The organism is Anoxybacillus andreesenii (assembly GCF_030813005.1).
Classification (GTDB): Bacteria; Bacillota; Bacilli; order Bacillales; family Cytobacillaceae; genus Robertmurraya; species Robertmurraya andreesenii.
The window spans coordinates 137100-162982 of sequence record NZ_JAUSTU010000001.1 but is presented as its reverse complement, the minus strand read 5'-3'; the positions used below and the strand labels follow the sequence as shown (position 1 = coordinate 162982).

26 protein-coding genes and 1 riboswitch are annotated in these 25883 nt (G+C 40.3%); of the genes, 12 read left to right on the top strand and 14 right to left on the bottom strand.

Features of this window, described 5'->3' with window-relative positions; translation table 11 throughout:
* Positions 1-46: 46 nt before the first annotated feature.
* Positions 47-745: a Crp/Fnr family transcriptional regulator gene (locus J2S07_RS00805; RefSeq protein ID WP_307148489.1), complete on the top strand. Its 699-nt coding sequence runs from the start codon at positions 47-49 to the stop codon at positions 743-745.
* An 80-nt stretch (positions 746-825) separates the two neighbouring features.
* Here the strand turns inward: J2S07_RS00805 and J2S07_RS00800 are convergent, their stop codons facing one another.
* The 4 genes from J2S07_RS00800 to J2S07_RS00785 all read right to left on the bottom strand — a co-directional run bounded on the left by J2S07_RS00800 (position 826) and on the right by J2S07_RS00785 (position 3749).
* Entirely contained in the window at positions 826-2010 is a 1185-nt protein-coding gene (locus J2S07_RS00800) for a TIGR04053 family radical SAM/SPASM domain-containing protein (protein WP_307148488.1), read from the bottom strand.
* A 200-nt stretch (positions 2011-2210) separates the two neighbouring features.
* Entirely contained in the window at positions 2211-2549 is a 339-nt protein-coding gene (locus J2S07_RS00795; protein ID WP_307148487.1) for a DsrE family protein, read from the bottom strand.
* An 11-nt stretch (positions 2550-2560) separates the two neighbouring features.
* The gene (locus tag J2S07_RS00790) at positions 2561-2869 is read right to left on the bottom strand and encodes a metal-sulfur cluster assembly factor (RefSeq protein ID WP_307148736.1); all 309 of its coding nucleotides are present in this window, start codon (positions 2867-2869) and stop codon (positions 2561-2563) included.
* Positions 2870-2984: 115 nt separating this feature from the next.
* Entirely contained in the window at positions 2985-3749 is a 765-nt protein-coding gene (locus J2S07_RS00785; RefSeq protein WP_307148486.1) for an alpha/beta fold hydrolase, read from the bottom strand.
* 197 nt (positions 3750-3946) lie between these two features.
* Here J2S07_RS00785 and J2S07_RS00780 point away from each other — a divergent pair, with 197 nt between their 5' ends.
* The 3 genes from J2S07_RS00780 to J2S07_RS00770 all read left to right on the top strand — a co-directional run bounded on the left by J2S07_RS00780 (position 3947) and on the right by J2S07_RS00770 (position 5272).
* Positions 3947-4765, top strand: coding sequence for a Cof-type HAD-IIB family hydrolase (locus J2S07_RS00780; RefSeq protein WP_307148485.1), 819 nt, complete (start codon positions 3947-3949; stop codon positions 4763-4765).
* Between the two features lie 174 nt (positions 4766-4939).
* Positions 4940-5086 (top strand): hypothetical protein, encoded by a 147-nt coding sequence (locus J2S07_RS00775; RefSeq protein ID WP_307148484.1) that lies wholly within the window; start codon positions 4940-4942, stop codon positions 5084-5086.
* A complete protein-coding gene (locus J2S07_RS00770; protein WP_307148483.1) occupies positions 5087-5272 on the top strand; it encodes a DUF3813 domain-containing protein in 186 nt (61 codons plus the stop codon).
* A 52-nt stretch (positions 5273-5324) separates the two neighbouring features.
* On the opposite strand, the gene J2S07_RS00765 is transcribed toward J2S07_RS00770, so the two are convergent.
* Entirely contained in the window at positions 5325-6158 is an 834-nt protein-coding gene (locus tag J2S07_RS00765; protein ID WP_307148482.1) for a YitT family protein, read from the bottom strand.
* Positions 6159-6271: 113 nt separating this feature from the next.
* Here J2S07_RS00765 and fakB point away from each other — a divergent pair, with 113 nt between their 5' ends.
* Positions 6272-7135 carry a fatty acid kinase binding subunit FakB gene (gene fakB, locus J2S07_RS00760; protein ID WP_307148481.1) on the top strand — a complete coding sequence of 288 codons (864 nt, stop codon included), beginning with the start codon at positions 6272-6274 and terminating at the stop codon, positions 7133-7135.
* Between the two features lie 106 nt (positions 7136-7241).
* Positions 7242-7373 carry a DUF3941 domain-containing protein gene (locus J2S07_RS00755; protein ID WP_307148480.1) on the top strand — a complete coding sequence of 44 codons (132 nt, stop codon included), beginning with the start codon at positions 7242-7244 and terminating at the stop codon, positions 7371-7373.
* Between the two features lie 272 nt (positions 7374-7645).
* Here J2S07_RS00755 and J2S07_RS00750 read toward each other — a convergent pair whose 3' ends face one another.
* Positions 7646-8512, bottom strand: coding sequence for a CvfB family protein (locus tag J2S07_RS00750; RefSeq protein WP_307148479.1), 867 nt, complete (start codon positions 8510-8512; stop codon positions 7646-7648).
* Between the two features lie 118 nt (positions 8513-8630).
* Here J2S07_RS00750 and J2S07_RS00745 point away from each other — a divergent pair, with 118 nt between their 5' ends.
* From J2S07_RS00745 to J2S07_RS00730, 4 genes are all read left to right on the top strand, one after another.
* Positions 8631-9122 (top strand): YajQ family cyclic di-GMP-binding protein, encoded by a 492-nt coding sequence (locus J2S07_RS00745; protein WP_307148478.1) that lies wholly within the window; start codon positions 8631-8633, stop codon positions 9120-9122.
* Positions 9123-9206: 84 nt separating this feature from the next.
* A riboswitch (cobalamin riboswitch) is annotated at positions 9207-9383 on the top strand.
* Between the two features lie 206 nt (positions 9384-9589).
* On the top strand, positions 9590-11806 hold the full coding sequence (locus J2S07_RS00740) for a ribonucleoside-diphosphate reductase subunit alpha (protein ID WP_370872768.1): 2217 nt from the start codon (positions 9590-9592) through the stop codon (positions 11804-11806).
* Between the two features lie 17 nt (positions 11807-11823).
* On the top strand, positions 11824-12864 hold the full coding sequence (locus J2S07_RS00735; protein WP_307148476.1) for a ribonucleotide-diphosphate reductase subunit beta: 1041 nt from the start codon (positions 11824-11826) through the stop codon (positions 12862-12864).
* Complete coding sequence (locus tag J2S07_RS00730; RefSeq protein WP_307148475.1) at positions 12861-13316, top strand: flavodoxin domain-containing protein; 456 nt, start codon at positions 12861-12863, stop codon at positions 13314-13316. Before J2S07_RS00735 ends, J2S07_RS00730 begins: the two co-directional genes overlap by 4 nt.
* 21 nt (positions 13317-13337) lie before the next feature.
* Here the strand turns inward: J2S07_RS00730 and J2S07_RS00725 are convergent, their stop codons facing one another.
* Positions 13338-14666: an alpha-amylase family glycosyl hydrolase gene (locus tag J2S07_RS00725; protein WP_307148474.1), complete on the bottom strand. Its 1329-nt coding sequence runs from the start codon at positions 14664-14666 to the stop codon at positions 13338-13340.
* 170 nt (positions 14667-14836) lie between these two features.
* Here J2S07_RS00725 and J2S07_RS00720 point away from each other — a divergent pair, with 170 nt between their 5' ends.
* The gene (locus J2S07_RS00720; protein ID WP_307148473.1) at positions 14837-15751 is read left to right on the top strand and encodes a nuclease-related domain-containing protein; all 915 of its coding nucleotides are present in this window, start codon (positions 14837-14839) and stop codon (positions 15749-15751) included.
* A gap of 613 nt (positions 15752-16364) precedes the next feature.
* Positions 16365-16928, top strand: a complete 564-nt coding sequence (locus J2S07_RS00715) for a DUF2777 domain-containing protein (RefSeq protein ID WP_307148472.1) — start codon at positions 16365-16367, stop codon at positions 16926-16928.
* A gap of 42 nt (positions 16929-16970) precedes the next feature.
* Here J2S07_RS00715 and J2S07_RS00710 read toward each other — a convergent pair whose 3' ends face one another.
* The 7 genes from J2S07_RS00710 to J2S07_RS00680 form a co-directional block, all read right to left on the bottom strand.
* On the bottom strand, positions 16971-18035 hold the full coding sequence (locus J2S07_RS00710) for an ABC transporter permease (RefSeq protein WP_307148471.1): 1065 nt from the start codon (positions 18033-18035) through the stop codon (positions 16971-16973).
* Positions 18036-18064: 29 nt separating this feature from the next.
* Positions 18065-19324 (bottom strand): ABC transporter permease, encoded by a 1260-nt coding sequence (locus J2S07_RS00705; RefSeq protein ID WP_307148470.1) that lies wholly within the window; start codon positions 19322-19324, stop codon positions 18065-18067.
* 11 nt (positions 19325-19335) lie between these two features.
* Positions 19336-20268 (bottom strand): ABC transporter ATP-binding protein, encoded by a 933-nt coding sequence (locus tag J2S07_RS00700; protein WP_307148469.1) that lies wholly within the window; start codon positions 20266-20268, stop codon positions 19336-19338.
* 171 nt (positions 20269-20439) lie between these two features.
* Positions 20440-21072, bottom strand: a complete 633-nt coding sequence (locus tag J2S07_RS00695; protein WP_307148468.1) for a response regulator transcription factor — start codon at positions 21070-21072, stop codon at positions 20440-20442.
* The gene (locus tag J2S07_RS00690) at positions 21069-22178 is read right to left on the bottom strand and encodes a sensor histidine kinase (protein WP_307148467.1); all 1110 of its coding nucleotides are present in this window, start codon (positions 22176-22178) and stop codon (positions 21069-21071) included. Before J2S07_RS00690 ends, J2S07_RS00695 begins: the two co-directional genes overlap by 4 nt.
* Before the next feature lie 198 nt (positions 22179-22376).
* Positions 22377-25289 (bottom strand): bifunctional diguanylate cyclase/phosphodiesterase, encoded by a 2913-nt coding sequence (locus tag J2S07_RS00685; protein ID WP_307148466.1) that lies wholly within the window; start codon positions 25287-25289, stop codon positions 22377-22379.
* A 181-nt stretch (positions 25290-25470) separates the two neighbouring features.
* Entirely contained in the window at positions 25471-25836 is a 366-nt protein-coding gene (locus J2S07_RS00680) for a YisL family protein (protein ID WP_307148465.1), read from the bottom strand.
* Positions 25837-25883 lie beyond the last annotated feature (47 nt).

Here is a 25883-nt window from a genome sequence, read left to right as displayed (position 1 = left end):
TCTTAGGCATAGTTATATTCATTTTGATGACAAAGGGGCGATTCAGATGCCTAGACAATTAAAAGAAACCCAATCAGTTGAAATAAAGGAATTACTTTCCCTTTCGGATAGACATTTTAAAGTTAAAAAAAATACCTTTTTGTTTCAGGAGGGGATGGAGGCAAATGAGCTTTATATCATCCTTTCTGGAAAGGTTCAAATCAGTAAGATAACTGCGGACGGAAGAGAGTTATCTCTGCGTATCTGTGGGGAAAATGATATTTGTGGAGAATTAACCCTTTTTACAAGCTCACCTAAATACTTGCTAAGTGCGATCGTTCTCGAAGATGCAGAAATTGCAGCAGTAAAAAAGGATGCCATTGAAAACGAAATTTTTCATAATAGCGCTTTAGCCTTTGAATTTATGAAATGGATGAGCGATCATTTTCGCAAAACCCAAACAAAATTCCGCGATCTTGTACTGAACGGAAAGAAAGGTGCCCTGCTTTCAACCCTTATCCGGATGTCAAATAGCTATGGGGTTCAAAAGAAAGATGGCATTCTAATTGATTTGCCGTTAACGAATCAGGAGCTAGCTAACTTTTGCGGTACGTCTCGTGAAAGCACAAACCGACTTTTGAATGAGCTTAAAAGAGAAGGCATCATCTCCACTCAAAGGGGCAGAATCATTATCCATGATTTACAATACTTAAAGGATGAAATCGGTTGTGAAAACTGTCCAGCCGTCTATTGCAATATTGAATAGTGACGTACCGTGTTGACTTCTCGTTCGTGAACGGGTCTTGTTTGTTTCGAAAGATTTGCGAGCGCAAATCGTTAAGGCGCTTAATAGAACATATAATGGAGTGCTCCAATAGAAGCACTCCATTTATTTAGGCCTTTTTTTTTTTTTTGTTCTTTTTGTCTTAATGCTTTTGGGATGTAAACACAGAATGGTTCACTTTCTAAATAATCTCCGGTCATTGCATAGGCACGAGAGCGTGAACCTCCACAAACATATCTAAACTCACAAACACCGCATTTTCCCTTGTACTTGTCTGGATTACGTAAATCCTTGAAGATGGGTGATTCCCGGTAAATTTCTGCCAAAGGCTGTTCACGAACATTGCCCGCCTTTATTGGAAGTAATCCACTTGGATAGACGTCGCCGATATGTGAGATAAAGACAAAGCCATTGCCATCGTTGACTCCTTTAGGAGCTCTCCCCAGACCATCAATGGAGCCTGTTAATCCTTGCTCTGTAAGCGCATCTAAATAGCGAATCTCATCAACCTGCCCCTTCGCTTCTCTCATCTTCTGTTGGATAAATACACGGCGATAATGCTGGGCAGCAGTTGTCTTAATATCAAATTTCACGCGCTTGCTTAAATCATGAAGCCAGCGGAATACTTTTTCATGCTCAACCGGTGAGATCATATCGCTTTCCTGTCCACGGCCCGTCGGAACAAGGAAAAAGACACTCCATAACACGCATTCCAAATCTTCCACAAGCTTGGCCATTTCCTCTAAATAATCCACATTATAGCGAGAAATAACCGTATTAATTTGGATTGGAATCTCAAGCTCATGCAAATATTTAATTCTTTCCATCGTCAAATCAAAGGAACCAGCTGTTCCACGAAAATGATCGTGAATTTCCGCATTATGTCCATCTAAGCTGAATGCCCAGCGGGATAGTCCGACTTCCTTTGCCTTCTCAATTGCTTCCTTTGTCACATTTGGAGTTGCACTTGGGGTCATTGATACTCTGACACCCTTCTTCACTGCATATTCGGCAATATCAAACACATCAGGTCGCATAAGTGGGTCTCCACCTGTAAACACCAGCATTGGATTATTCATTTCATAAATTTGATCAATTAGCTTTTTACCCTCTTCAAAGGTCAATTCTCTGGGGTCACGTTTATATTGTGCCTCAGCACGACAGTGTAAGCATTTTAGTTGGCAGGCCCTTGTAAGCTCCCAAATTACGATAAAAGGGTCTTTATTAAAATCTCTGCTAAATACCATTAACTTCGCCTCCCAAGGATATTTCACAAAGGATACTTTTATTTGTAGGTCCGTATTCTCATGAATGTATAAGTTTCAATATCCGTATTATAGAGGTTCTTTTGCCAGGACAAAGTGAAATATCTCACAAAATCGGAAAGAATTTTCACGGAATCGTGAAAAACCCACAAAAAAAGCAGGGTTTCCCCCGCTTTTAAAGCTTAACATAATGTGATGACTTCATATTTTGCTGCTAAATCGATAAATTGGGCCATGCTGCTGATTTTTCCTGCGGTCAATTTGTTTTCCACATCGAAGAAATCGACACAGGTTTTGCAGGCTAACACCTCAACGCCCTTCTCCTCAAGCTCCATTAAATGAACGGAAGCTAACGAATCCTTTGTAAGCGTAAGTACTCCGCTATTCATAAAAAATATTGCTGCCGGAAGGTCTTCCCTTTGCTTAAGAAGGGTGAAAAAGGTTTCTAAAATCCCTTCTCCTAGCTCTTCAGGGCCCTTTCCGAGTTGGTTTGAGCTAACGAGGATCACTTTATTGTTCATAACTTTCCTCCTTAGCGGATCCCGAGTGCAATTTTTGCATAACGTGACATTCTATCCTTACTCCATGGCGGATTCCAAACAATGTTCACATCTGTGCTCTTTACCTCTGGAATCTCAGCTAATGCAGCTTTGACCTGTTCAACGATAGTGCCAGCCAAAGGACATCCCATTGAAGTTAGCGTCATCTCTACAGTGACCTTTCCTTCTTCATCCATTTCTAGATCATATACTAAACCCAGGTTCACGATATCTATTCCTAGCTCTGGATCGACTACAAGCTCCAGTGCGCCCATAATGCTGTCTTTTAATTCTTGATCCATTCTATTCACTCCTTATCCATCTATATCATCTATATTAGATAATCATTGTATTGATTTCAAATAATACCATCATTGTATGACTAATTCATTTTAAGGATAGTGACTTGCATCATACCTATCCTAGATACTTCTCAAACCAATCGACTAGCTGCAATACGCCCTCCCTGCTCACTTTGTGATCGGCTTTCTCATCTGCGATAAATTTGATTTTTTCAGGTTCCTTTTCATATAAAGGCTGAATGCTTTCATAAAACTTGTGGGAAAAGGCAAAGGGAACGACAGGATCCTTCATTCCATGCCAAAAAAGAAGCGGTCGCCCAGCTAATTTTTCTGGCTGCAAGCTTAAATCATAATGGCGCAAATGCTCGAAAACCTTTTCTTTTTCCTTATCTGAAAGTGGAATCATGACACCGTTTTTTTCTAATTGTTCCAATTGAACTTGGGAAAACTGTTCATAATAGGGCATGCCCATCAAACTTACAGCCGCTTTAATCCAAGGATATTGAGTTAAGGCTCCGAGCGTAACAATTCCGCCCATGGATGTCCCAGCAAGACCGATTCGATTAGGGTCAATCCTATTTTTGAAATGCTCCTTGATGATTGAAAGCTCGTCAATCGTTGTTGTCACTGTCTCCCAAAAACGAATATTCATCTCTTGTGTACTAAGACCAGGATTCCTTTCCCCATGGTTAATGGCCTCAGGCAGTACAACTCTGAAGCCTTTACCCGCCAAGAGATAGGCATAGTGAAGATTATTTTCCATCGCACTTTCAAAACCATGGACAAAAATAACAAAGGGGAGTTGCTCTTCATTTAAGTCATTTCTTACTATATGTAAAAATGGAATTTCCCCAACATGCGATTTTTCAATATTAATCATCGTATTCCCTCCAAAGCCCAAAAACAGAATCTTTTACAATCAACATAATTGGTACTATGATAATAATTAATCCAAATATGATTGTTTTGTAAACTTTTTATGATATTTAGTTTATCATGTAGACAGACAAATTCCTAAAGCTTTACGCTAAAACTGCTTATGATTGTACCTATTTTCAGAGGTCGAAAGGAGAAATTATGGGAGAAAAACATTTAATTGCTCTTGATTTAGATGGTACTTTGTTAACTGATGATAAAAAAATCTCGCCAACCACAAAAAAAGTGCTAAAGAAAGCTCAAGAGAATGGGCATGTCGTGATGATTGCGACTGGAAGACCCTTTCGTTCAAGTGAGGTATATTACAACGAGCTAGGATTAAATACACCGATTGTGAATTTCAATGGTGCCTTTGTCCACCACCCTCGTCAAAAAAGCTGGGGACTCCATCATGCACCGCTGGATATTAGTGTGGCTAAAGATGTGGTAGAGGCTTGCCAGAGCTATCAATTTCATAATATTATCGCCGAGGTAATGGACGATGTTTATTTCCACTACCACGATCAAAAGCTGCTCGATGTTTTCTCTATGGGGAATCCACATATTACAACTGGGGATTTGCGAAAATTCCTTACTGATTCTCCAACGAGCATGCTCATCCATACAGAGGAACAGCATTTGAAAACGATACGCTCCCATTTGTCTGAAGTGCATGCCGAACTCATTGATCATCGGAGCTGGGCAGCTCCTTGGCATGTGATTGAAATCATCAGACATGGGCTTAATAAAGCGGTTGGCATTCAAAAAGTAGCCGATTACGTTAATATCCCAAAGGAAAGAATTATTGCTTTTGGAGATGAGGACAATGATCTGGAAATGATTGAGTACGCCGGTCATGGCATTGCTATGGGAAATGCCATCGATGAACTAAAAACTCTGGCAAATGACATAACTCAAACGAATGAAGAGGATGGGGTTGCCATTTACTTAAATGAGCTCCTCAATTTAAAGGCACTTTAATTAAAGTGTGGATTGCTTTTTTATAAACTGTGGTCCTAAAGCTGGCTATTGGATCACATAAGTACATTTAATTCATCCTTATCCATTATGTACCCATAGTAATGAAATCTAGTTAGAACATACTAATGATTGAAGCAAGATTTGCTTCACAAGCTCAAGGCTGGAGGGATGGCAATGGGTAAAGGATCAAGACGCTTTGTCCAACGTGGTGTTGACTCTGTAACAAAGCATGCTGAACGCATTCCATATCATACCACCTATGCAGAAGCAGAAGCAGAGAAGATGAGAAATGTCAAAGACTCCTCGCTTGGAGGAATCTAAATGGGAAATCGACTCTTTATTGAAGCCAAAAATTTTGTCGAGTTAGCTAAGAATGCCACTGGAAGCGGGCAATATGATGCCATCGAAAAAGCTAAAAATGCTCTTTCGTCCGCATTCGCTAATTCAACAATGGCCGAGCGAAGACAATTAAGTCAACTGCAAAATGAGCTTGATGAATTAACGTAAGCCTTAACGCAAGAGAGGCCGACACTGGTTGTGTCGGCTTCTCTTCATTTTTCTATTCCTTGCGAAACAATCCAAAGATCCATTCCGTTTTCACAATATTTGTGAAGGCCTGGGGATCCACCTCTTTAATGATCCGTTCCAAATCGAATAATTCATAGCGTGTAATGACGATCATCATCATTTCCTTTGCCTCGTTTGTAAACGCCCCTTTGGCAGGTATCGTTGTAATTCCTCTTAGGAGCTTGGAATGGATCGCTTTTTTTAATTCTTCTCCTTTTTTGGTCACAATCATAGCTGTCAGTTTCACATGACTCGTATGTATCGTGTCAATAACTCTAGTCGATGCATATAGGGTCACAAGGGTGTAAAGGGCCTTCTCCCAACCGAATAAGAAACCAGCCGTGATAATAATGACTCCATTCAAAATAAAGTAATAAGTGCCAATAGGGCGACCATTTATCCGTGACAATACCATGGCGATGATATCCATTCCACCTGTTGAGGCTCCCCATTTTAATGTAATTCCCACACCGATCGCGGAAATAACACCGCCAAAAACAGCATTTAAGAGAATATCCTCTGATAGTGCATAAATTGGAATAATGCTTAAAAATAACGACATTAACGCTACACTAATGAAGCTATAAACGGTAAAGGTCCTTCCTACTTTAAACCAGCCAAGGAGCGTCACTGGAACATTTAAGAGAAAAAGAAGGATGCCGGTAGAAACATTCCCGCCAAATATACTGGATAATAGCTGTGCCGTACCCGTGAATCCGCTAGAGTAGACATTTGCTGGGATTAAAAATAGATTCATCGCCAGCGCATTTAAGAGAGCCCCGATGATGACGACAACCATTTTTTTTACTTGCAGTAGAATGTTCATCACCTCCTTTGCCTTATTATGACTTGATTAGAACTCCTAGATACTATTAATTGAGTTTTACGCTTAAATTCTATAAACTTAAAGGAAATAAATAGAAAGCAGGTGAATGGTCTATGTCTGTAAAAATCCTAGCCGATAGCGCAAGTGATTTGCCATTAAGTTTTTTTGGGGAGAATGGCGTCACGCTTTTTCCATTGAAGGTTCACCTTGGGGAGAAGGAGTATGATGACCTATTAACGATTGAACCATCAACAGTTTATGAAGCAATCCGCTCTGGTCAGATGCCAAAAACATCCCAGGCATCTCCATCAAGATTTGAAGAGGTTTTTCGAGAAATGGCAAGGAGCAATGAAACAGGAATTTATGTTGCCTTTTCTTCAGAGCTCTCTGGTACGTATCAAACAGCTGTCATGATCCGGGAGCAGGTAAAGGAAGAATACCCCGATTTTGACTTAACCGTTATTGATAGTAAATGCGCTTCTTTAGGCTGTGGCCTAGTCGTCATGGAAGCGGCGAAATTAGCGAAGGGCGGAGCATCCAAGGAAGAGATACTTAAGGATATCCAGTTCCGCTGTGAGCATATGGAGCATTTGTTCACGGTGGATGATCTGAACCATTTGGCGAAGGGTGGGCGGCTGTCAAAGGCATCTGCTTTCATGGGAGGGCTCCTGAACATTAAACCCCTCTTGAATATGGATGACGGAAAGCTTGTCCCAATTGAAAAGCACCGAGGACAGAAGAAGCTTTTGCGCCGGATTATCGAAATGATGAAAGAGCGTGGACAGGACTTACCGCAGCAAACTGTGGGGATTAGCCATGCGGACTGCTTTGAACTAGCACAAGAAATGAAAGAAACGATTAAGAATGAACTGAATGTGGAGAACATCATCATTTCTGATATTGGCGCAGCGATCGGCTCCCATACAGGTCCTGGAACGATTTCATTCTTTTTCCTAAATGAGCTTCCAACGAAGTAGGCATTTTTTAAAAGTGGAATAATCTTATTTATATTGAATCCTTTACATACTCCTTTTTAAAATGACAGACAATAAAGCGAAACCCTTTTAGAAAGGAGTATTTGTTATGCCACATACTTCAGATAATGACAAGAAAGCACAGGACCATAATGCGTTGAACCATGAGAAAAACCTGTTAAAAGAAAAAAATCGTAAGGCCGGTAAGCATCAATACTCAAAAAAGACCGATCATTTATAAGAAAAGCGCAAGCGCCTTGCTCATCGCCGTACAAACTGGAGGGGCTTCGACTGAGATAAAGGAATCACGAAGAGCGATAGCGATTCGATGATGACTTATCGTAGGGAGGAGACCTGAAGTTTGATAGGCAATAGGCGCTGGAGCTAGACAATTCTCAAAGTCGAAATTTATACTTACTTATCCAGTAGGAAAAGAGCTGTTCTCAATCGTGAGAGCAGCTCTTTTTTGACTATATCTGCGTTCATTTGAAAATATCAGCGAAACCGAAATTATCAGCCCTCATTCTTCACGTACGTCCAGCCCGCTTCCTGATAAACAAGGCCATCCTTCATTAGCTTTCCAAGCGCTCGTTTGAATGCACCCTTGCTCATACCAAAGCGCTCTTCAATATCTTCTGGCATGCTCTTATCCCAGTAAGGCATGGCACCGTTTCGTGACATCAGATATGCATATACTTTCTCCGCATCCTCACCTAACGCCTCCTGTTTTCGTGGAGCGAGAGAAACATTGATCGTCCCATCCTCCTTCACATCAATGATGCGTCCTTCTACCTTCTCACCGAGACGAGGCTCCTCACGGCGTTGTGATTCATGAATGAAGCCTTTGAAGCCCTCTGCCGTATAAATCCAGCTCCCTACTTTCGCCGTGCGGTAAATATAGCCTTGAATATTCTTATTAAAATCCTGTCTTGTCGCCTGGATTCTTTTTTCATCAATGATCGGATCCGTAGCGAGCTTCACATAAATGCGGTTATTTCGATTGACCCTTAACGTAATGTATAAAAGGTCTCCCACTACGGGCCAAACAGACCGTTTCGTTGGAAGATCCTCCTCGCCAAGGAGCATATCTTTGTTGATGCCAATATCGAGGAAAACTCCGAGCCCTGGCTTTGTATCACTCACCTTTGCCCAGCCGTATTCCCCGATCCGTATGTCAGGAATCGTCGTCGTTGCTGCGATCCGTCCGTGGGAGTCCGTATAAAGAAATACGTCAACCTCTTCCTCTTCCCCTAACGTAAGATCGGTATCATTTTCATGAAGGAGTACATCCTCCTCCCCATCCGTGAGAAAATAGCCAAATTCTGCAATCCGAGCCACTGTCAATGTGATGACTTGTCCAATATGTTCTTGTAAAGCCATAAAAAAACACTCCTATTCTTTTATAAAGCCTTCGCTTTTTTATCCCTAAAGTTGTTTGAACTGCTTAATTTTACTATAATTGTAGCCAGAATGGGAAATTTTTAAAGGAGGGTTCATGATGGCGAAAGAAAGTTCTTTTGATATTGTGTCAAAGGTAGATTTTTCAGAAGTGACGAATGCGATTAATATTACGATGAAGGAAATCTCCACTCGCTATGATTTTAAAGGAAGCAAGAGCAATGTTACACTCGATAAAGAGGAGCTTGTGCTCGTTTCCGATGATGAATATAAGCTCGGACAGCTGAAGGATGTCCTCCTTGGCAAGCTGATTAAACGAGGCGTTCCGATTAAAAATCTTGATTATGGAAAAATTGAAGGTGCTTCTGGCGGTACTGTTCGTCAGCGAGCCAAGCTTGTTCAAGGGATCGACAAGGACAATGCGAAGAAAATCAATACACTGATTAAAAATAGCGGCTTAAAGGTGAAGAGTCAGGTTCAGGATGATCAAATTCGTGTGACGGCAAAAAGCCGTGATGACTTACAGAGCGTCATTGCTGCTGTGAAGGGTGCTGACCTTTCCATCGATGTGCAGTTTGTGAATTATCGTTAAGTGGTTGTCTTTTCCAATAGGTTCGCTTATAATAATCAAAGTACATATCTAGTATGTAATTACAAATAACAATACTATATACAGTGTTATACCGATAAATTAGGTGTCATTACGACTTAATAGGGAATCTGGTGCGAATCCAGAACTGTACCCGCAACTGTAAGTGTGACGAAATAAGCATAACCACTATCTTTCTGATGGGAAGGGCTTAGAGTAGGATGAAACACAAGTCAGGAGACCTGCCTTTTTTATACGTCATATCTTCTTCGGGAGCTGGGAAGGTAAAGAGCGCAGGTATTTTAGCTAAAAGGGAATTCCTTTCTGTCTGAATATCAACGTTTTTTACCCATCTCGAAACTTGAGATGGGTTTTTAATTTGCCTTCCCTATGAAGAACTGTATAAGTGGGGAAAAGGAGAAAGTTTGATGGGGACAGAATTCGCAGTAAAAAATGAAAATCTAATGGATATGGTCAAGCTCACCGCTCAAAAATACAAGCTGGATGTGAGCGAGATTTTGACCAAAAAGAGAGAAGATATTCTCCATTATGCCTTAAATCGAATTGAAATGAATGAGCCTAACTGGACGTACTTAGCTGCTCATATGCTTCTTCTTGAACTCTATGAAAAGGCTGGACAAGTTCGCGGGTTTGACCCAGTTCAAAAATACGGTGATTTCTACGATCTGATTCAAAAACTAACAGACATAGGCATTTATACAAAGGAACTTCTGCAATCCTACAGCAAGAACGAAATTCATGAATTAGCGAAAATCATCGATCCTGATAAGGATCAGCTTTTTACCTATATGGGTTTGTTCTTGCTTGCGGACCGATATTTAGCACATGACTATAATCATCATGTGTACGAGCTCCCACAGGAACGATTCATGATCATTGCCATGACTTTAATGAAAAATGAAGCAAAGGAAAACCGTTTGTCCTATGTGAAAGAAGCGTACTGGGCGCTCAGCCATCACTATATGACCGTCGCTACTCCAACCCTTGCCAATGCGGGAAAAAGCTATGGGCAGCTTTCCTCCTGTTTCATTGATACGGTTGATGACTCGCTGGATGGAATCTATTTATCCAATTGGGATACGGCTAGATTAAGCAAGGATGGCGGTGGCATCGGTCTTTATTTTGGAAAAGTGAGAGCACTAGGCTCTGATATTAAAAGTTTCAAAGGGAATTCCTCAGGAATTGTTCCGTGGATACGCCTGATTAATGATACGGCGGTGAGTGTGGATCAGCTAGGCCAGCGACAAGGAGCAGTAGCCGTTTATTTGGATGTATTCCACAAGGACATCATGAATGGCTTTCTTGATTTAAAGACAAATAATGGAGACGAACGGAGAAAAGCCCATGATATTTTTACCGGTGTCAGCATCCCCGATTTATTTATGAAAAAAATTGAGGAGGTTGACGAAACTGGAAGAAGTATTGGAGAATGGCATACCTTCTGCCCTCATCAAGTAAAGCAAATAATGGGCTGGAAGGATGAGCAGGGAAATCCGCTCGGATTAGAGGACTTCTATGATGAGAAGGATAAGAAATTTTTCACCGAAAAATACGAAGAAGCCGTTCGAAATCCGCTTCTCCCAAGAAAGACATATCGGGCAATGGATATCATGATCCGCATCATGGTCGCTCAACTCGAAACAGGAACACCCTATATGTTCTATCGGGATGAGGTGAACCGTCAAAACCCGAATAAGCATGTAAGGGGCCTCGGAAGAACGTCAATCTATTCTAGCAATCTATGTACGGAAATTATGCAGAATATGTCGCCGACCACGATCCAACAGGAGTATATCGATGAGAACGGAAATATCGTCATCGTGCGAAAGCCTGGAGATTTTGTTGTCTGCAATCTTTCTTCCATCCATCTTCCAAATGCTGTACGTGCGAATGTTCTTGAGCGCCTCATAAGGATTCAAATGAGAATGCTCGATAACGTCATCGATATCAATCAGCTCACGGTCGGACAAGCTCGGAAAACAAATGAGAATTACCGTGCTGTTGGTCTAGGCACTTTCGGGTGGCATCATCTCCTAGCCCTCAAAAATATTCTTTGGGAATCAGATGAGGCTGTTCGGTACGCTGATGAGCTTTATGAAGAGATTGCTTATTACACGATTAGAGCTTCAATGCTGTTAGCAAAAGAAAAAGGGGCATACCCGAAGTTCGAAGGCTCGGAATGGCATACCGGAGAATATTTTCAAAGAAAAGGCTATACCTCTGAAAAATGGACAAGCCTTCAAGCAGAGATTCGCCAAGCTGGCGTCCGCAATGGCTGGATGTTAGCCGTCGCTCCTAATTCTTCGACCGCAAAAATAGGCGGCTCTACCGATGGAATCGATCCTATTTATGCACTCGAATACGCAGAGGAAAAGAAGAATTTCAAATTTAAGGTCACAGCACCTGATCTCAATCATCATACGTACTTTTTTTATCAGAAGGTGCGACACCAGTTGAACCAAAGCTGGAGCATTAAACAGAATGCCGCTAGACAGCGCCATATTGACCAAGGGGTCAGCTTTAACCTCTATGTCAAACATGATATTAAAGCGAAGGAACTGTTAGAGCTTCATCTCGAGGCTTGGCGAAATAAGCTGAAATCGACCTATTATGTGCGCAGCACTTCCCAAACAGAAATTGAAGAATGTGAGGCTTGTCAGAGCTAAGGAAGGAGAACAAAATAGTGAATACACTCTTAAAAAAAATCAAACTGTTAAACCCCGAATATCCCAATAAGTCAACAGGCATCATTAACGGACAGGCGTCAGGAATTCTTAATTGGAATGATATCGCCTATCCGCAAATGTATCGAATCTATCATACCCTGCTCGGAAACTTCTGGAAGGCGCAGGAGATCAATATGCAGGATGACATTAAACAATGGGATTCCTTAACCGAAGTGGAAAAGGATATTTTCTTAAGGGTGAACACGCAGCTCGCATCACTTGATAGCCTCCAAACCCCTACAATGACAAGCGTGATGGATTATGTTACAGACCCTAGCTTCAAAGCGATCTTTGCTGTCATTTCTCAGCAGGAGGCTGTTCATAACGAGTCCTATTCCTATATTTTGAGCTCTCTTATCCCATTGAGTGAGCAAATAGAAAGATTTAATCAAGCAAAGGATGACCCGATCGTAAGAAAAAGAAATGAGATCATTCTCGAGGCGTATGAGAAGTTCCGCCAAACACCAACACCACAGCATTTGTTCGAGCTTGGAGTCCATTCTATCAATTTGGAGGGAATATACTTTTATGCGGGCTTTGCCTTTTTCTATCATTTGGCCAGACAGCAGAAAATGATGAAGACAAGCACAATGATTAGCTATATTCAACGCGATGAGATGCAGCATGCCTATTTCATCGCCCAATTTATCCGTATATTGCTAACGGAAAACCCTGAGCTCAACACGGATGAAAATAGCGAATATGTCTACTCATCTATCGACAAAGCAGTTCAGCTTGAAAAGGAATGGGCTCGCTATATCTTAAAGGATATCGAGGGGATTGATCTGGAGGAATTCGAAGGCTATGTCGAATACTTAGCGAACAAGCGCTTCCGCCAATTAGGACTGCCAAATCGTTATAAAGGGCGTGAGAATCCAATGCCGTGGATTCACGTATTCAGCGATGAAATGATGAATGAGACAAAATCAGACTTCTTTGAACAGAAATCACGAACATATACAAAGGTATCCAAATCCAATGGGTTTGATGAGCTATGAAGACGGCGATCGTTTATTGCTCCATTAGTGGAAACACAGAAGAAGCAGCACAGCTTTTAACCCAACAGTTTGCCTTGGAAGGGCATCAAGCTGATGTTTTTCGAGTAGAGGATTTTCAAATGGAGCAGCTCTCTCAACTGGATCACTTGGTAATCGGAACATATACGTGGGGTAACGGAGAAATTCCCATAGAAATGCTACCTCTCTTACGGGAATTAGTTCGGGTAGAGCGGAAGAAGCTCGTAACGGGAATCTTTGGAACAGGAGACAGCTTCTATCCAAAGTTTTGTGGAGCCGTTGATGAGTTAAGCGAAAGACTCATGCCAACAACATCCCTTGCTGGCACGTTAAAAATTGAACTCTCCCCGCAAATAGAGGATTTTCCACGCTGCAAGAAATTTATCGACCAAGTATTACAAAATTGCTCCAAAAACATCATAAGACAGGTCTGAAATTCAGACCTGTCTCTTTTTCTACGCATTTCTCGATCTTTTCTTCACTAAAAACAAGAAGCCTAAAAATAGAATCACCACAGCAGCGGATGTCGAAATCAGTGGGATATTAAGGCCTGATTTTTCGGCAAGAACATAGATCTCTGCCTCATCACGATCGACGATCAGTTTGTATGCACCATCCTCACTCTTGACCAGGTCTCCATTTAAAAGTCCACGTAGTTCTTTGCCATCTTCAAGCTCTGAGGTTAGGGTAACTGCTTGAGATTTCGTTGTGTTATTGATCGCTACAACAGCCGTTTCTCCTTTGTATTCTCGCTTGTACACGACCATACCTTGATTTTCATAAAGAAGTTCGAAGCTCCCCCTTCTAAGCGCTGGTAGCTTCTCACGTACTGCGGCAATATTTGTGAGATAGTCAATTAAATCCTTATCCGTTCTGAAATCCATCTGCCGCTGATTATCAGGCTCTTCCCCACCATCTAAGGCGATCTCACTGCCATAAAAGACAAATGGGATTCCTGGTGTCGTATATAGATAGGTCAAGGCTAACTTCCAACGTGGGCCTGGATGTTCATTGAGATTGATGATATCTCTCGTAAATCGCTGTGTATGCTGATTATCAAGAAAGTGTACAGGCTCAATATTTTCTACATTTGTAGCCACCGCCTGGAGTGATTGGTTAGACTTAGAAAATGCCGCCCGTAAATTTTCATTAAAGGAATAGTCAAAAAAACCGTCAATTCCTTCTACCTGCTCTCCTGTCTGGAAATCCGCCAGCACGATGAAGTCCTCTTTGACCCCCTTCGCTTCCCTTGAAAGACTCTGCAGAAGCTTTGGAGAAACTCCCTGACCTAAGTCTAATATGTATCCATCGACTTTTGCTTCATCGATCCACCATTTCGCCACATCGATGAGTGTATTTTGATCCATCCCTTCCATAATCGGAAAATCAAGGATCACCTTCATCTTTTTTTGATGGGCTAGATCGACTAATTCCTGCAGCTTCTTCATCGAACCGAAATTTGCTGCTGTCTTGAAATAATCCTTAATTTTGGAATTTTTATAGCCATCAACCTCAAAAATCGGTGAGAGGGCAATCACGGAAAATCCCATTTCTTTTATGTAATCGAGGCGATCGATGATGCCTTGAAAATCACCGCCATGAAATTTATTCGGATCCTTGGCATCGACCTCAAAATCATTCGTAAAATCGCTGTTATTAAATCGGTCAATCGTAATGTAGTAAATCGTTTCATCCTGCCAGCTTCTTTCTTCTTCTGCCCCCACCACATTCGAAGAGCTAAAAAAAAGAAGCAATAGGCTCAATAAGCACAAACCTTTTTTCATCCATGTTCCCCCAAACAATAGTATTCGCCTATAAGATTATCCTTTTCGACATGACGTCGTCAATCTTTATGATGAAAACTATTAACTTGGGTATAACATGATATACTTAGTTCATAGTTTGTTTATTAGAGTTAGTCCCACTTTAATTTCGAATAGAAAGGTTGAGTATATTGATTATTAAGCCTCGTATTGAATCCCCTGAACTCCTAATCTTCAGAATCTTATCCTCCCGAACAGACCTCTCGGAAAAAGCCTATCAGCACTACTTAAGTCTAGAAAAAGGATTTATAGGTGAAAAGAAATTCGATGATTGGTCGAATACTTTTTTAGAGGAATGGACGTTTATAAATGACCTTTTGCTAGAACATAGAAATTCTTTTTTTCAATTGGATAGTATAGGAGTTACACAGAATGAACTTTACCTGTTTGACGTTAAGAATTATGAGGGGGATTATGTGATAAAAGATGATGTCTGGCAAACCACTACTGGACTTGAGATTAAGAATCCGCTCCATCAATTGCAGCGCTGTGAAACCTTACTAAGACGTTTCCTCCAAGAACATGGGTTCACTATGAAAATTAAACCATTTTTAATCTTTATTCATCCTCACTTCACCCTGTATAACGCCCCTCTAGATCCTTGTATTGTTTTGCCAACCCAAATCGAAACTTTTTTCAAGAAACTACAATCCGTCATTGTAAATAACGGTCATAAACAGAAAAAATTAGCGGAGATATTAATTTCAGCGCACCATCCTTCCTATCCAAACAGTTTGCTTCCTTCTTATGAATACAATGAACTTGCTAAAGGAAGCGTCTGTATAAAATGTCAAAGTTTAATAGAAGTGCGTACGGCAGAGCAAAGCAAATTCGTCTGCCCCCATTGTCATTACAAAGAGAGCAATCAGGCTGTGATTCTTAGGTCGTTCCGTGAGTTAAAATTGCTTTTTCCAGATAAAAAAATCACTTCTACGGTGATTAATGACTGGTGTAACGGAATCATCGGTATAAGAACCATCCAAAGAATATTAGCGAAAAATTTTGAACTTAAAGGACATGGTAGATCCGCCTACTATACAGATTAATCAACAGGCTCTATGTACTTATACATGAAGCTGTCTTTGTTTAACTGTTATGAGCACAGATTTCTCTCTTCTGATACGAATCTGTGGGCATTCACTTGCTATGGCGACAGTTTTGATTTTTTCTCTCATGAAACTGTCGTCATTTAGCTGCTATGACGACAACTTGGATCACTTCTCTCTCGATTCTGTCGGCATTCACCCCCTATGACGACAACTTTACCCTCCTCTTACACGAAACTGTCGTCATTCAGCCGCTATGACGACAACTCGGCCTACTTCTCTCTCGAACTTGTCGCCATTCACCCTTTGCTCACATTTTCAAAAGAAAAAAGAATATACATCAATAACCTCGCACACATTTGACTCAATAGTGTCCGAATAACGACAAAGCGAATATTCTTTTATTAGCAACATTCCCCTTAAAACAGGGAATCCCCGAATATTCATATTGCTACATTATGCTCGGCAATAAAAAATGGTTAATTGTCCTAATTTATCCTTTTGAGTTTAAATTCATATAGAAATGTCTACAAAGAATTGTGAAGGCATCGATATTGTTAAAATCCATAGAAGAAGTATTTCTACAACTTGTGTTCAGTTATGGAGGGTAATGATGAGAAGACAGCAGCGTGCAAAACTAATTGAATACCAAAACAGAGCCTTTTTTGAGGGATCGGTTGAATATATTAATGAGCAATGGGTCTTTTTCGAGGCGGAAACAGAAGAAGCCTCCTTGCTAGAAGAGTATCTTCACCAGGAGCTCGAGGTGTACCGACATGGTCGGTGGCGGAAGGGAGTCTTATGTGAAGATGGGCAGGTGAGTACTGATCACGAACGCATTCATCTGAAAAATAACGATACCATTCGAATTCGCAAAACCCTTATCTATTCTTTGGAGCGACTTTTAGAGGAAATTTCGGATGATGCATTCTATCAGTTCATCACCCATCTAAATTCCTTGAAATTTTCCATTTTTGACTGCATCTATTGCTATAACCATCTCACCTTTTTAAACACGGAAGAAAGAAAGGAAGGGGTCAATTTCTTCATCTTTGACAATCAGGAGGATATCTGCAATATTCAGCATCACTTCTGGTACTATGAGAAGAAAACGGATCGTTTTGAATTTACAATCAATAACGGCAAAAGAACGATTATTGAGAAATTAACCACATGAAGAAAGCGCCCTAAGAAGAGGCGCTTTTCTCAACCCTTTGTTCTATACATGTCTGCTCTCCATCAGGCGTATACCAACCCCCATCAAGGCAACTCCCATTAAAAGCAAAATCGAGATCGGCAACAATACATCGCTATAAGATAGGCCCGAAACCGTCACTCCCTTTAAAATTTCCATCCCATAGGTAATTGGAATACCTTTTGAAATAGTCAATAATATATCCGATGTGACAATCTCAATCGGCCAATAAGCTCCCCCAAGCATCGCAAAACTCACACTGATTAATGGGATAAGGGCATTAAATTGACCAATGGTTTTGACAAGCCCCGCAATAAAAATAGACATCGCGATAATCGTAAACAGATACGGGATAATTAGAATCAAGGTCTTTCCAAAGCCACCATGGAAATCAACACCCGCTCCATATTTAAATACGAGGAAAATTAACGCAATTTGGACATAACCCAAGATTAGGGAATAGAGCAAATTCCCCGCATACATTCCAAATTTGGAGATAGGTGACAGAATCAATCGATCCCAAATGCCCTCCTGCTTTTCCCTTAGAATCTCAACCACACTGAAAGCAACCGTATAAATTGAGAAGAATAAGGCGAATCCAAATAGGGATTGCAAACTTGGATCATGCACCCACTTATTTTGATCGGAAAAGGACGATACTGATAATTCAAAAAGGGGATTAGCCTTCGCCTTCTTCAAGGTCTCCATCACGTCACTACTGTCCCCGACCTGTTCCCGAACTGCATTATCTCTAATTTTTTCCGAATAAAAGCTATTCAATTGCTCGTTAATGAGATGATAATTTCCTGTTTTGCCTACTTGATATAAGGTATAGGATTCCGCTTTGAGCTCAATTCCAGCCTCAACAGTGCCATCAGCCACCTTGTTTTTCACGGTCTCTTCCGTCTCTATCACATACTTGAAGGATTCGCTTTTGTTGAGCTCGTTCACAAAATCCTCCACCTCAGCATCTGGAAGTGAACTATAGACCGGAACCTTCACCTCAGAATATGTAGACTTACCCAAGAAAAAGGCAAACACCATACAAATAATAGTCGTTACAATAAACGAACCTGGTTTTCTAAACAATAACCGAATTTTCCCCCATAGGATTCCTATCAAAAGTTCTCACCTCTCTTCGGTTGTATAACGAATGTAATCATAATTAGAATAACGGTAATAACCAATATCACGATTAATTGGGTAGATACATCTGCTAATGAATAGCCCTGCATAATCTTGTAGTATGCCGATACTCCTGCTCCAGCTGGGGTATATTTAGAAATTTCCTCAAAAACACCTCCGAGCTGGGCTACCGGGACAAAGCTCCCCCCGATAAAAGCAATCATCGGAATCACAACACTGGAGAATACCTGTACAGCTGCATTTGAATTGAGGCGGTAGCTAATTGCCGAAACAAGAATAGCAAAAGCCCCAACCATTGCACTGAGCATAACCGACAAAGTCAAATAGTGAATCAGGTTTGGCCAAGTCACGTCATGAATAAGTGCTGATAATCCATAAAGAATATTAATCTGACAAAAAGAAACAACAAAGCTAGAAACAAATATTCCAGAGAAAAAGACTGGGATCGGCATGTTGGCTAATAAGATCCTGTCAAAAATATGATTGCTTTTTTCTTCAAAGGCTAGTGTCGCAACATTCCCCGCCACAAAAAACATGAACATAACGCTCATTCCGATTGCATAATAGCCTACTGCGCTAATGGTCTTTTTCTCAGAAACAGGCTGTGTTAAACCGATATTGGATGTCATTTTATTACGCAGCTGATCCGCATTGATACCTAAAGACTGAGCAGTTGTCCAAAAGGTAACCTCCTCTTGAAAGCTAGTAAAGATATCCTTTGTAATCGAGCCCTGTATCGAATTGGTTTCATTGATTTTCAGCTTCATTTCTGGTGGCTCATTTCCTCCGAAAAAAACATGCTGGAAATATTGTTCGGTAAATTGAGCTGGAATTTCTACGATTCCACTATATCGATCCATTTCTTTTTCACTTAAGCTATCAACATAATTAACATCGATCATCTTCCTTAATTCAGGGCTATCAAGTACATCCTCCTTCAAAATACGAACTGGATTTGCACTTTTTATTCCTGCAATGGCTGCTTGCTTTTCTTCCTCCGACATTGGGAGTCCTTCGATTCTGGCAATCACATTTGTTTCAGCAGCCTCGATATCATCCTTTTGAATGAATGCTAGCTTAATATCAAGGTTCGGAGTTTCTTGACCGTTTATTGATTCCAATGCAAAACCCAGAATGGTAATGAGAACAAATGGCATGAGCAAAAGGATGACGAGCTCTCGTGGGCGGCGTAGGTACAATAACAATTCTTTCTTTATCATGTGTAGAATCATTTTCCCACCACCTAATCCCTTAGCTGTCTTCCCGTCAAATGAAGGAAAACATCCTCAAGTGTCGGTGTTTCAATTTGGACAGACGAAATATTTGTATTCGTTTCTCCAGCCAATACAAATATTTCGTTCAAAATATTTACCTTCTTCGGTACGATGATTTTTAAAATTGGGTCGTTGACCGAAATATTCTTAATATTCGGGAGTGCTTCCAACCCTTTCAGAAACTCACCCTTCAGAATCTCTACTTGAATGACAAGGGTCTGCTCCTGGGAAAGAATACTTTTTATTTCGTCTTTTGTACCGGAAGCGATGACTTCCCCATGATCCATAATGTAAATACGGTCGCAAAGATACTCTACTTCCTCCATATAATGACTCGTGTACAAAACGGTAATTTGCTTTTCCTCATTAAGCCTTTTAACCGTTTCAAGAATATAGTTTCTTGATTGTGGGTCAATGCCCACCGTAGGCTCATCCATGATGATTAGCTCCGGCTCATGCAATAAAGCAACACCAATATTCAAACGTCGCTTCATCCCACCTGAGAAGGTCTTGACGAGATCCTTTTCCCTGTCCTTAAGACCAATAATCTCTAGTACTTCCTCAATCCTTTTTTTCAAATCGTTTTTCTTAATTTTGTGTATCCTTCCAAAGAACTCTAAATTTTCTCTCGCAGTTAAGTCCATATACAAGGCAATATCCTGTGGAACGACACCGAGTACCTTTCTGATTTTTTCAGGTTTCTTTAAGACACTTTCATTTCTTAAACGAACATCACCAGTTGTTGGCAGAACCAACGAAGAAATCATGGAAATCGTCGTCGATTTTCCAGCACCATTGGGTCCAAGCAAACCAACTATCTCTCCTTTTTCCATGTAAAAATTAATTCCCTTTACCGCTTCTTTATTCTTAAAACGCTTTGTCAGCTCGAACACTTCTAACATTCTTATTCCCTCCTTGCCCTCATTATAGGAGTGAAGCCAATATTTTTGACCTATCCGTAGTCACAAAATAGCGATGTCACCCATGACCTCCGTCATGGAATTATCAGAAGGGGGATTTTTTCCACCCATATTGAAAAAGGCTATGCCCAAAGACATAACCGTTCTCTCGTATTAAATTAAATCATTTTTCACCGCAAAAATAGCCAATTGCGTTCGATCCCTTAAATCAAGCTTATGTAGGATTTGTGTGATATGATTTTTTACCGTACCAATCGATAAATATAGCTCACTCGCAATTTCCTTGTTTGTATGGCCACGGCCAACCCTTCTCAAAATCTCTAACTCTCTTGGCGTTAAATCTAGCTCTACCTTTTCTTCCATTGATTTTTCCAGCAATCTCGGCATGACCTTAGCCGCTACTTGTTCATGCAGTGACATTCCACCGTCAAGGCAGCTCTTAATCGCATTAATCAGCTTTGGCCCATCAGATGTTTTTAAGAGAAACCCATTTACCCCTTCTCTTAATGCTTGAAGGGCGTATTCCTCATCATTAAAGGTAGTAAGAATGAGAATTTTGATTTGGGGCCACCGTTCCTTCATTTTATGAGACGCTTCAATTCCATTCATGATCGGCATGCGAATATCCATCAGCACGACATCGACCATATGTGATTCCAGGAACTTAATAGCATCTAGTCCATTTTCCGCCTCACCCACTACCTTTATTTCTGAATTCTGTTCGACAATCATTTTTAGACCTTGTCTAACAATACCTTGATCCTCCACAATTAAGACATGAATCAACTCTTTTCCTCCTCGACGGGAATAACCCCTTCCAATATAAAAAATCCTTCTAGTTGGTAGATTGAAAGACTGCCTCCAATTTCCTCCACTCTTTTTCTCATATTTCGTAAACCGAATCCTTCATGAACAGGCCTTGTGCTATCAAATTTATTCTTAATTTCAAAGGTTAGCTGTCCAATAGAAGAAACCCCTAGTGTGACATAAACTTCACGTGAGCTTCCATACTTCATCGCATTTGTTAAGGATTCCTGGAGAACACGGTAGAGAACAATATTTGTTTGATTGGATAGTCCCAGGCTTAACGTCCCCTGCTTGGTCGTAAAATGAATGCGCAGCTGGCTTTCAGATTCGAGCTTCCTGATCAATTGAATGACGGAGGAAATTCCTTCAAAATCCTCCATCGTTAAGGATCGCACTGCTTTTCTCGTTTCTTCTAGGCTTTCATTGACCGTGTTCTTCATAGACCGAAGCATTTCATTTTCTTCCTTCATGAGTAGCATTTCAATTTGCATACTAAGTGCTGTTAATTTATGTCCTACTGAATCATGCATTTCTCTAGCGATACGGGCTCGCTCCTCTATTCTTGTAGCCTTCTCATTCCTTAACACACTTCTTTTAATCTTACGATACTCATCCAATAGCTCTTCATAGAGATTCTTCTGTTCAGAGGAACGATAATATAAAGCATTGCAAACCAAGAGAACGAGCAAGAGCAGAAGGATGAGAATAGCATAATTAAAGGCATCTATGTATGGCAAATTTTGAACAAAAAAGAGATACATGAGAAGAATAAAAGATATTGGAATAAGCTTGATTCGGTAGCTGAATGGTTTCAGATAAAAGGTAGAATCGAAACAATATAATAAAATGAGCAAAAGAAACATGGCAGTCAAATGCTCTTCGAAAAGGAAACAATAAAGCAGAGTGATTGCTTCCAAGAAAACAATAGGAATTAGCTTCCTCTTAAAAATAGGAATAAAAAAATAAATGGCTAAAGAAAAGGCACAGAAAAATATTAATAGAGCACCACTTTGTGTCACCTGTGAAAGAAAAACAAGGACCCAGATGGAAATAAACAGGATAGTCCGAACATAAAATGGAAGCAAGTAACATTCACCCTATCGATAATTTGATAAGAATACCGTATCAGAGCTAGATGCAGTTGGTCAATAATGGATTTTCCTATAAAACGATAGGCTTCACCGTGGAGTCCTCCGTTAAAGTGCAAGACTCATTCCGGCATACCAGTGTCCATTAATCATTCCCACATAAAAAGCCTGCCAATCATGGCAGACTTTTTGTTGTTAGGCATATTTTTCGGTAAACATGGCTTTCTCAAAATCATCCGTTGTAAGAGGACGATGGAGGTAGAAGCCCTGAGCATAGTGACATTTTAACTCCTTCAAAAGCTCAATTTGCGCCTCTGTCTCGACCCCTTCCGCTACGACCTTCATGGATAGACCATGTCCCATGGTGATAATTGCTTTTACAATGGCAATATCCGTCGTGTCAAGATGCAAATTATTGATAAAGGTCCGGTCAATTTTTAACGTGTTAATTGGTAAATCCTTAAGATAACTTAAGGAAGAATAACCGGTACCAAAATCATCGATAGAAACTCGCACTCCTAATTTTTGTAGAGCTCTCATAACCTCGATGCTATGGTCAATATTTCGGAGCATGGTGCTTTCCGTTAATTCGAGCGTCAGGAATTCAGGAGCCATTCCCGATTCCTTTAAAGCCCTTTTCACTTCCTTCACAAATTTGGCTTGTCCAAACTGATTGGCGGAGACATTCACGGAAACACTTAAATCCTTCAAGCCCATTTGTTGCCATTTCTTGTTTTGCTTACAAGCCGTTCGCAGCACCCAGCTCCCGATTTCCTCAATCAATCCCGTTTCCTCGGCTAAAGGAATAAAATCTCCAGGTGAAACAAGCCCCAGCCTTGGATGATTCCAACGAATTAACGCTTCACTTCCAAACACCTTGCCAGTATTCAAATCAATGAGAGGTTGGTAGCAAATAAAGAATTCTTCCTTTTGCAAAGCCTTTCTCAAATAGCTTTCAAGCTCCAGTCTCTTCATTGCTTCCTCATTCATCTCATTTGAATACAGGGTGATACGATCTCCACCTGGATACTTTGAACGATTCATCGCAATATCCGCATTTTTCAATAACGAAATTTCGTCCTTCCCATCATTTGGGTAAAAGCTGACGCCAATGCTAGCCGTCACATAAAACTCCTGTCCTGAATGAATAATTGGAGTGGACACTTGGCGCAAAATTGATTTTGCAATCTTTACAACTTCTTCGACATCCACATTCTTGGAAAGAACTAGATTGAATTTATCTCCACTGAACCGACCTAAATAGGAGCCCGTTGGAAGCGCCTGTTGAATTCGCTCACTTATTTCCCTCAGGATCTCGTCTCCTGCCTCATGACCTAAGCTATCGTTGATAATTTTGAAGCGGTCCATATCAATCACCATGACCGCAAGTATTCTTTTTTTCTTCTTTGCCCTCGCCAGTTGCTGCCCTAGTATTTCCGTAAATTTAATCCGATTGGGTAGACCCGTATCTTGATCAAAATAGGCAAGCTGAATCATACGATCTTCTATCATTTTTTGTTCTGTAATATTCCGACCAATTCCATAAATTCCAACACATTCTCCATTCACGGTAATGGGAATATTTTTTAGTTGAAATATATTCTTCTCTCCAGTTTTTGATAAAAGTTCAATGGTATAATACTGCTCTTTTCCTTTTATGGCCCGAAAAAAATGCATTCGAACTCTCGCTAAGTCATCTTGATTGACATATTTTAAAGCGGACTTCCCAATTAACTCCTCTTTCTTATACCCAAACATTCTTAAAAAAGCGGGATTTACGCTTGTAAAATTCCCCTGGAGATCGGTTGAATAAACAATATCTGTGTTATTATCAAACAAAGAACGATAATATTGTTCCGAAATTTGGATATTGTTGTTCAAAATATGAATATCTTCCTGTGAAGCCTTCATCAAATGAGTTAACGCAATAATCGTTTGTAATTTCTCTGGAATCTTATATTGGAAATTTTGTTTTCCTTTTGACTGTGTCTGCTGATTTTCCGATAGGGCTAAATAAGATAAAGAATTACCGACAATTTCTGGCCGTCTGCCTGCTCCAGATGAAATCTCCCCATTTAAAAAGAAGCCATTAGTTGGTGCAACCGATTCTAGCATTTCGACCTCTTTGTCAGCAAAATCATGCAGCAAATTCTTTCTTACCACACAATTATAGACAAAGATGGTCTCCATATTTAGTTTGGAGAGCCTTTTCATTTCCCTTAAACTATTATCTATAATGGTTCGCAGTTGTGCATAGGCGAATACAATGCTATCGCCCTCATCCACGTTGTGACTGACCTCAATTGCCCCGTTATCTAAGAGTTTATTGATCCGAATGGATGTACGCTTTGCTTGTGATTCATAAATAAATGGAAATTCTGCTCTCATCTGTTGCAGATTGCTAATAAAGTCTTGACCAAGATATGCTTCTAGCAATTGAATAGGCTTCTTGTGGTCGATCGAGTATATTGCCGTTCCCTTAGCCTTTGTAATCGTAAAGGTCTTCCCAACCTCCTGATGCTTATAGTTAGAAAATGCTCTCACTCTTAATTGAGAGCTTGTAAGGGCAACAGCCATAACTCCTTGATTAGAGATTTTCTCCTGATTGAATACAAGTCCATCCCTAAAGATGTCATCTCCACCGGCGACTCCCCCTGCAAGGACAATCTCTGGATTCTCTTCATAGATGCTATCAAGCAGCGCCTGAACGTCAATTCCATAATTCGTTGTAAACAGAATTAGGGCTTTTGTATCAAAGTCACATAAGCTCGAAACAATATTTTTTCCCAAATCATGGCCATCAGCATAGTCTTCAAGTTGAAACAGGCCTGATTTGATTTCAGTTTTTTCAAAAATGGTAAAAGTGATCCCGATTTCATCACTAGTAATCTGTCCATTATGGATCCCGCCAAAAGCAGAGCACCCGATTACTTGAGCCAATGGAAGTGAATTCTTAATACTGCTTTGAATAGAATGAAGAACGTTTCGATCCAAAACTCCGGAAAAAACTTGAATTAATATATTGGGATATTCACATAGGTCGTTCTCTTCTATAAAATGAAGAAGGTCATCTGTATTTTCGTATACATAAGAAATTGTCTTTATCATCGTAACCACCTGAGAGGTTTAATTCGTAATTCTTGAATAAAATCGGCTTTTAATAGTTAATTCTAAAATAACACATTTACGAGCAGGGATAAATTAAAAAAAAGAAAAAGCTACCTTTTTCGGCAGCTTTTTTCATATATTGTCGATTTTTCAACTTATTATGAAACCCTCTTCCCAAACACTAAATTCTAAATCCTAATGGAAGATAAAATCCTAGATAAAGAACGATGACTAAAGAGACAATAAATAGAATCCATATGATTGAGGATTTCTTTTCCTTTTTCATTCGAGCTAGTACCATTTCCATAAAACCAATCACTAGGATTCCAAATATCACTTTCAAGACATACTGAACTGGGTAGGAAGAGAACATTAAATGAACAAGCATTCCTCCTGTTGCAAAGGTTAGTAAATAAAATAAACGCAAAATCATATGTACAATTTTTTGAGCCTTCAAATTCCCGCTTTTTTGTAACCCTACTGCTACAAAAAACAGGATCAGCGTGATCACCCATGTTGTAATATGTAGATGTGTTGACGCAGTCATCCTTTTTTCCTCCTCATCATATCTCTTGACTATCTTACCATATGTTA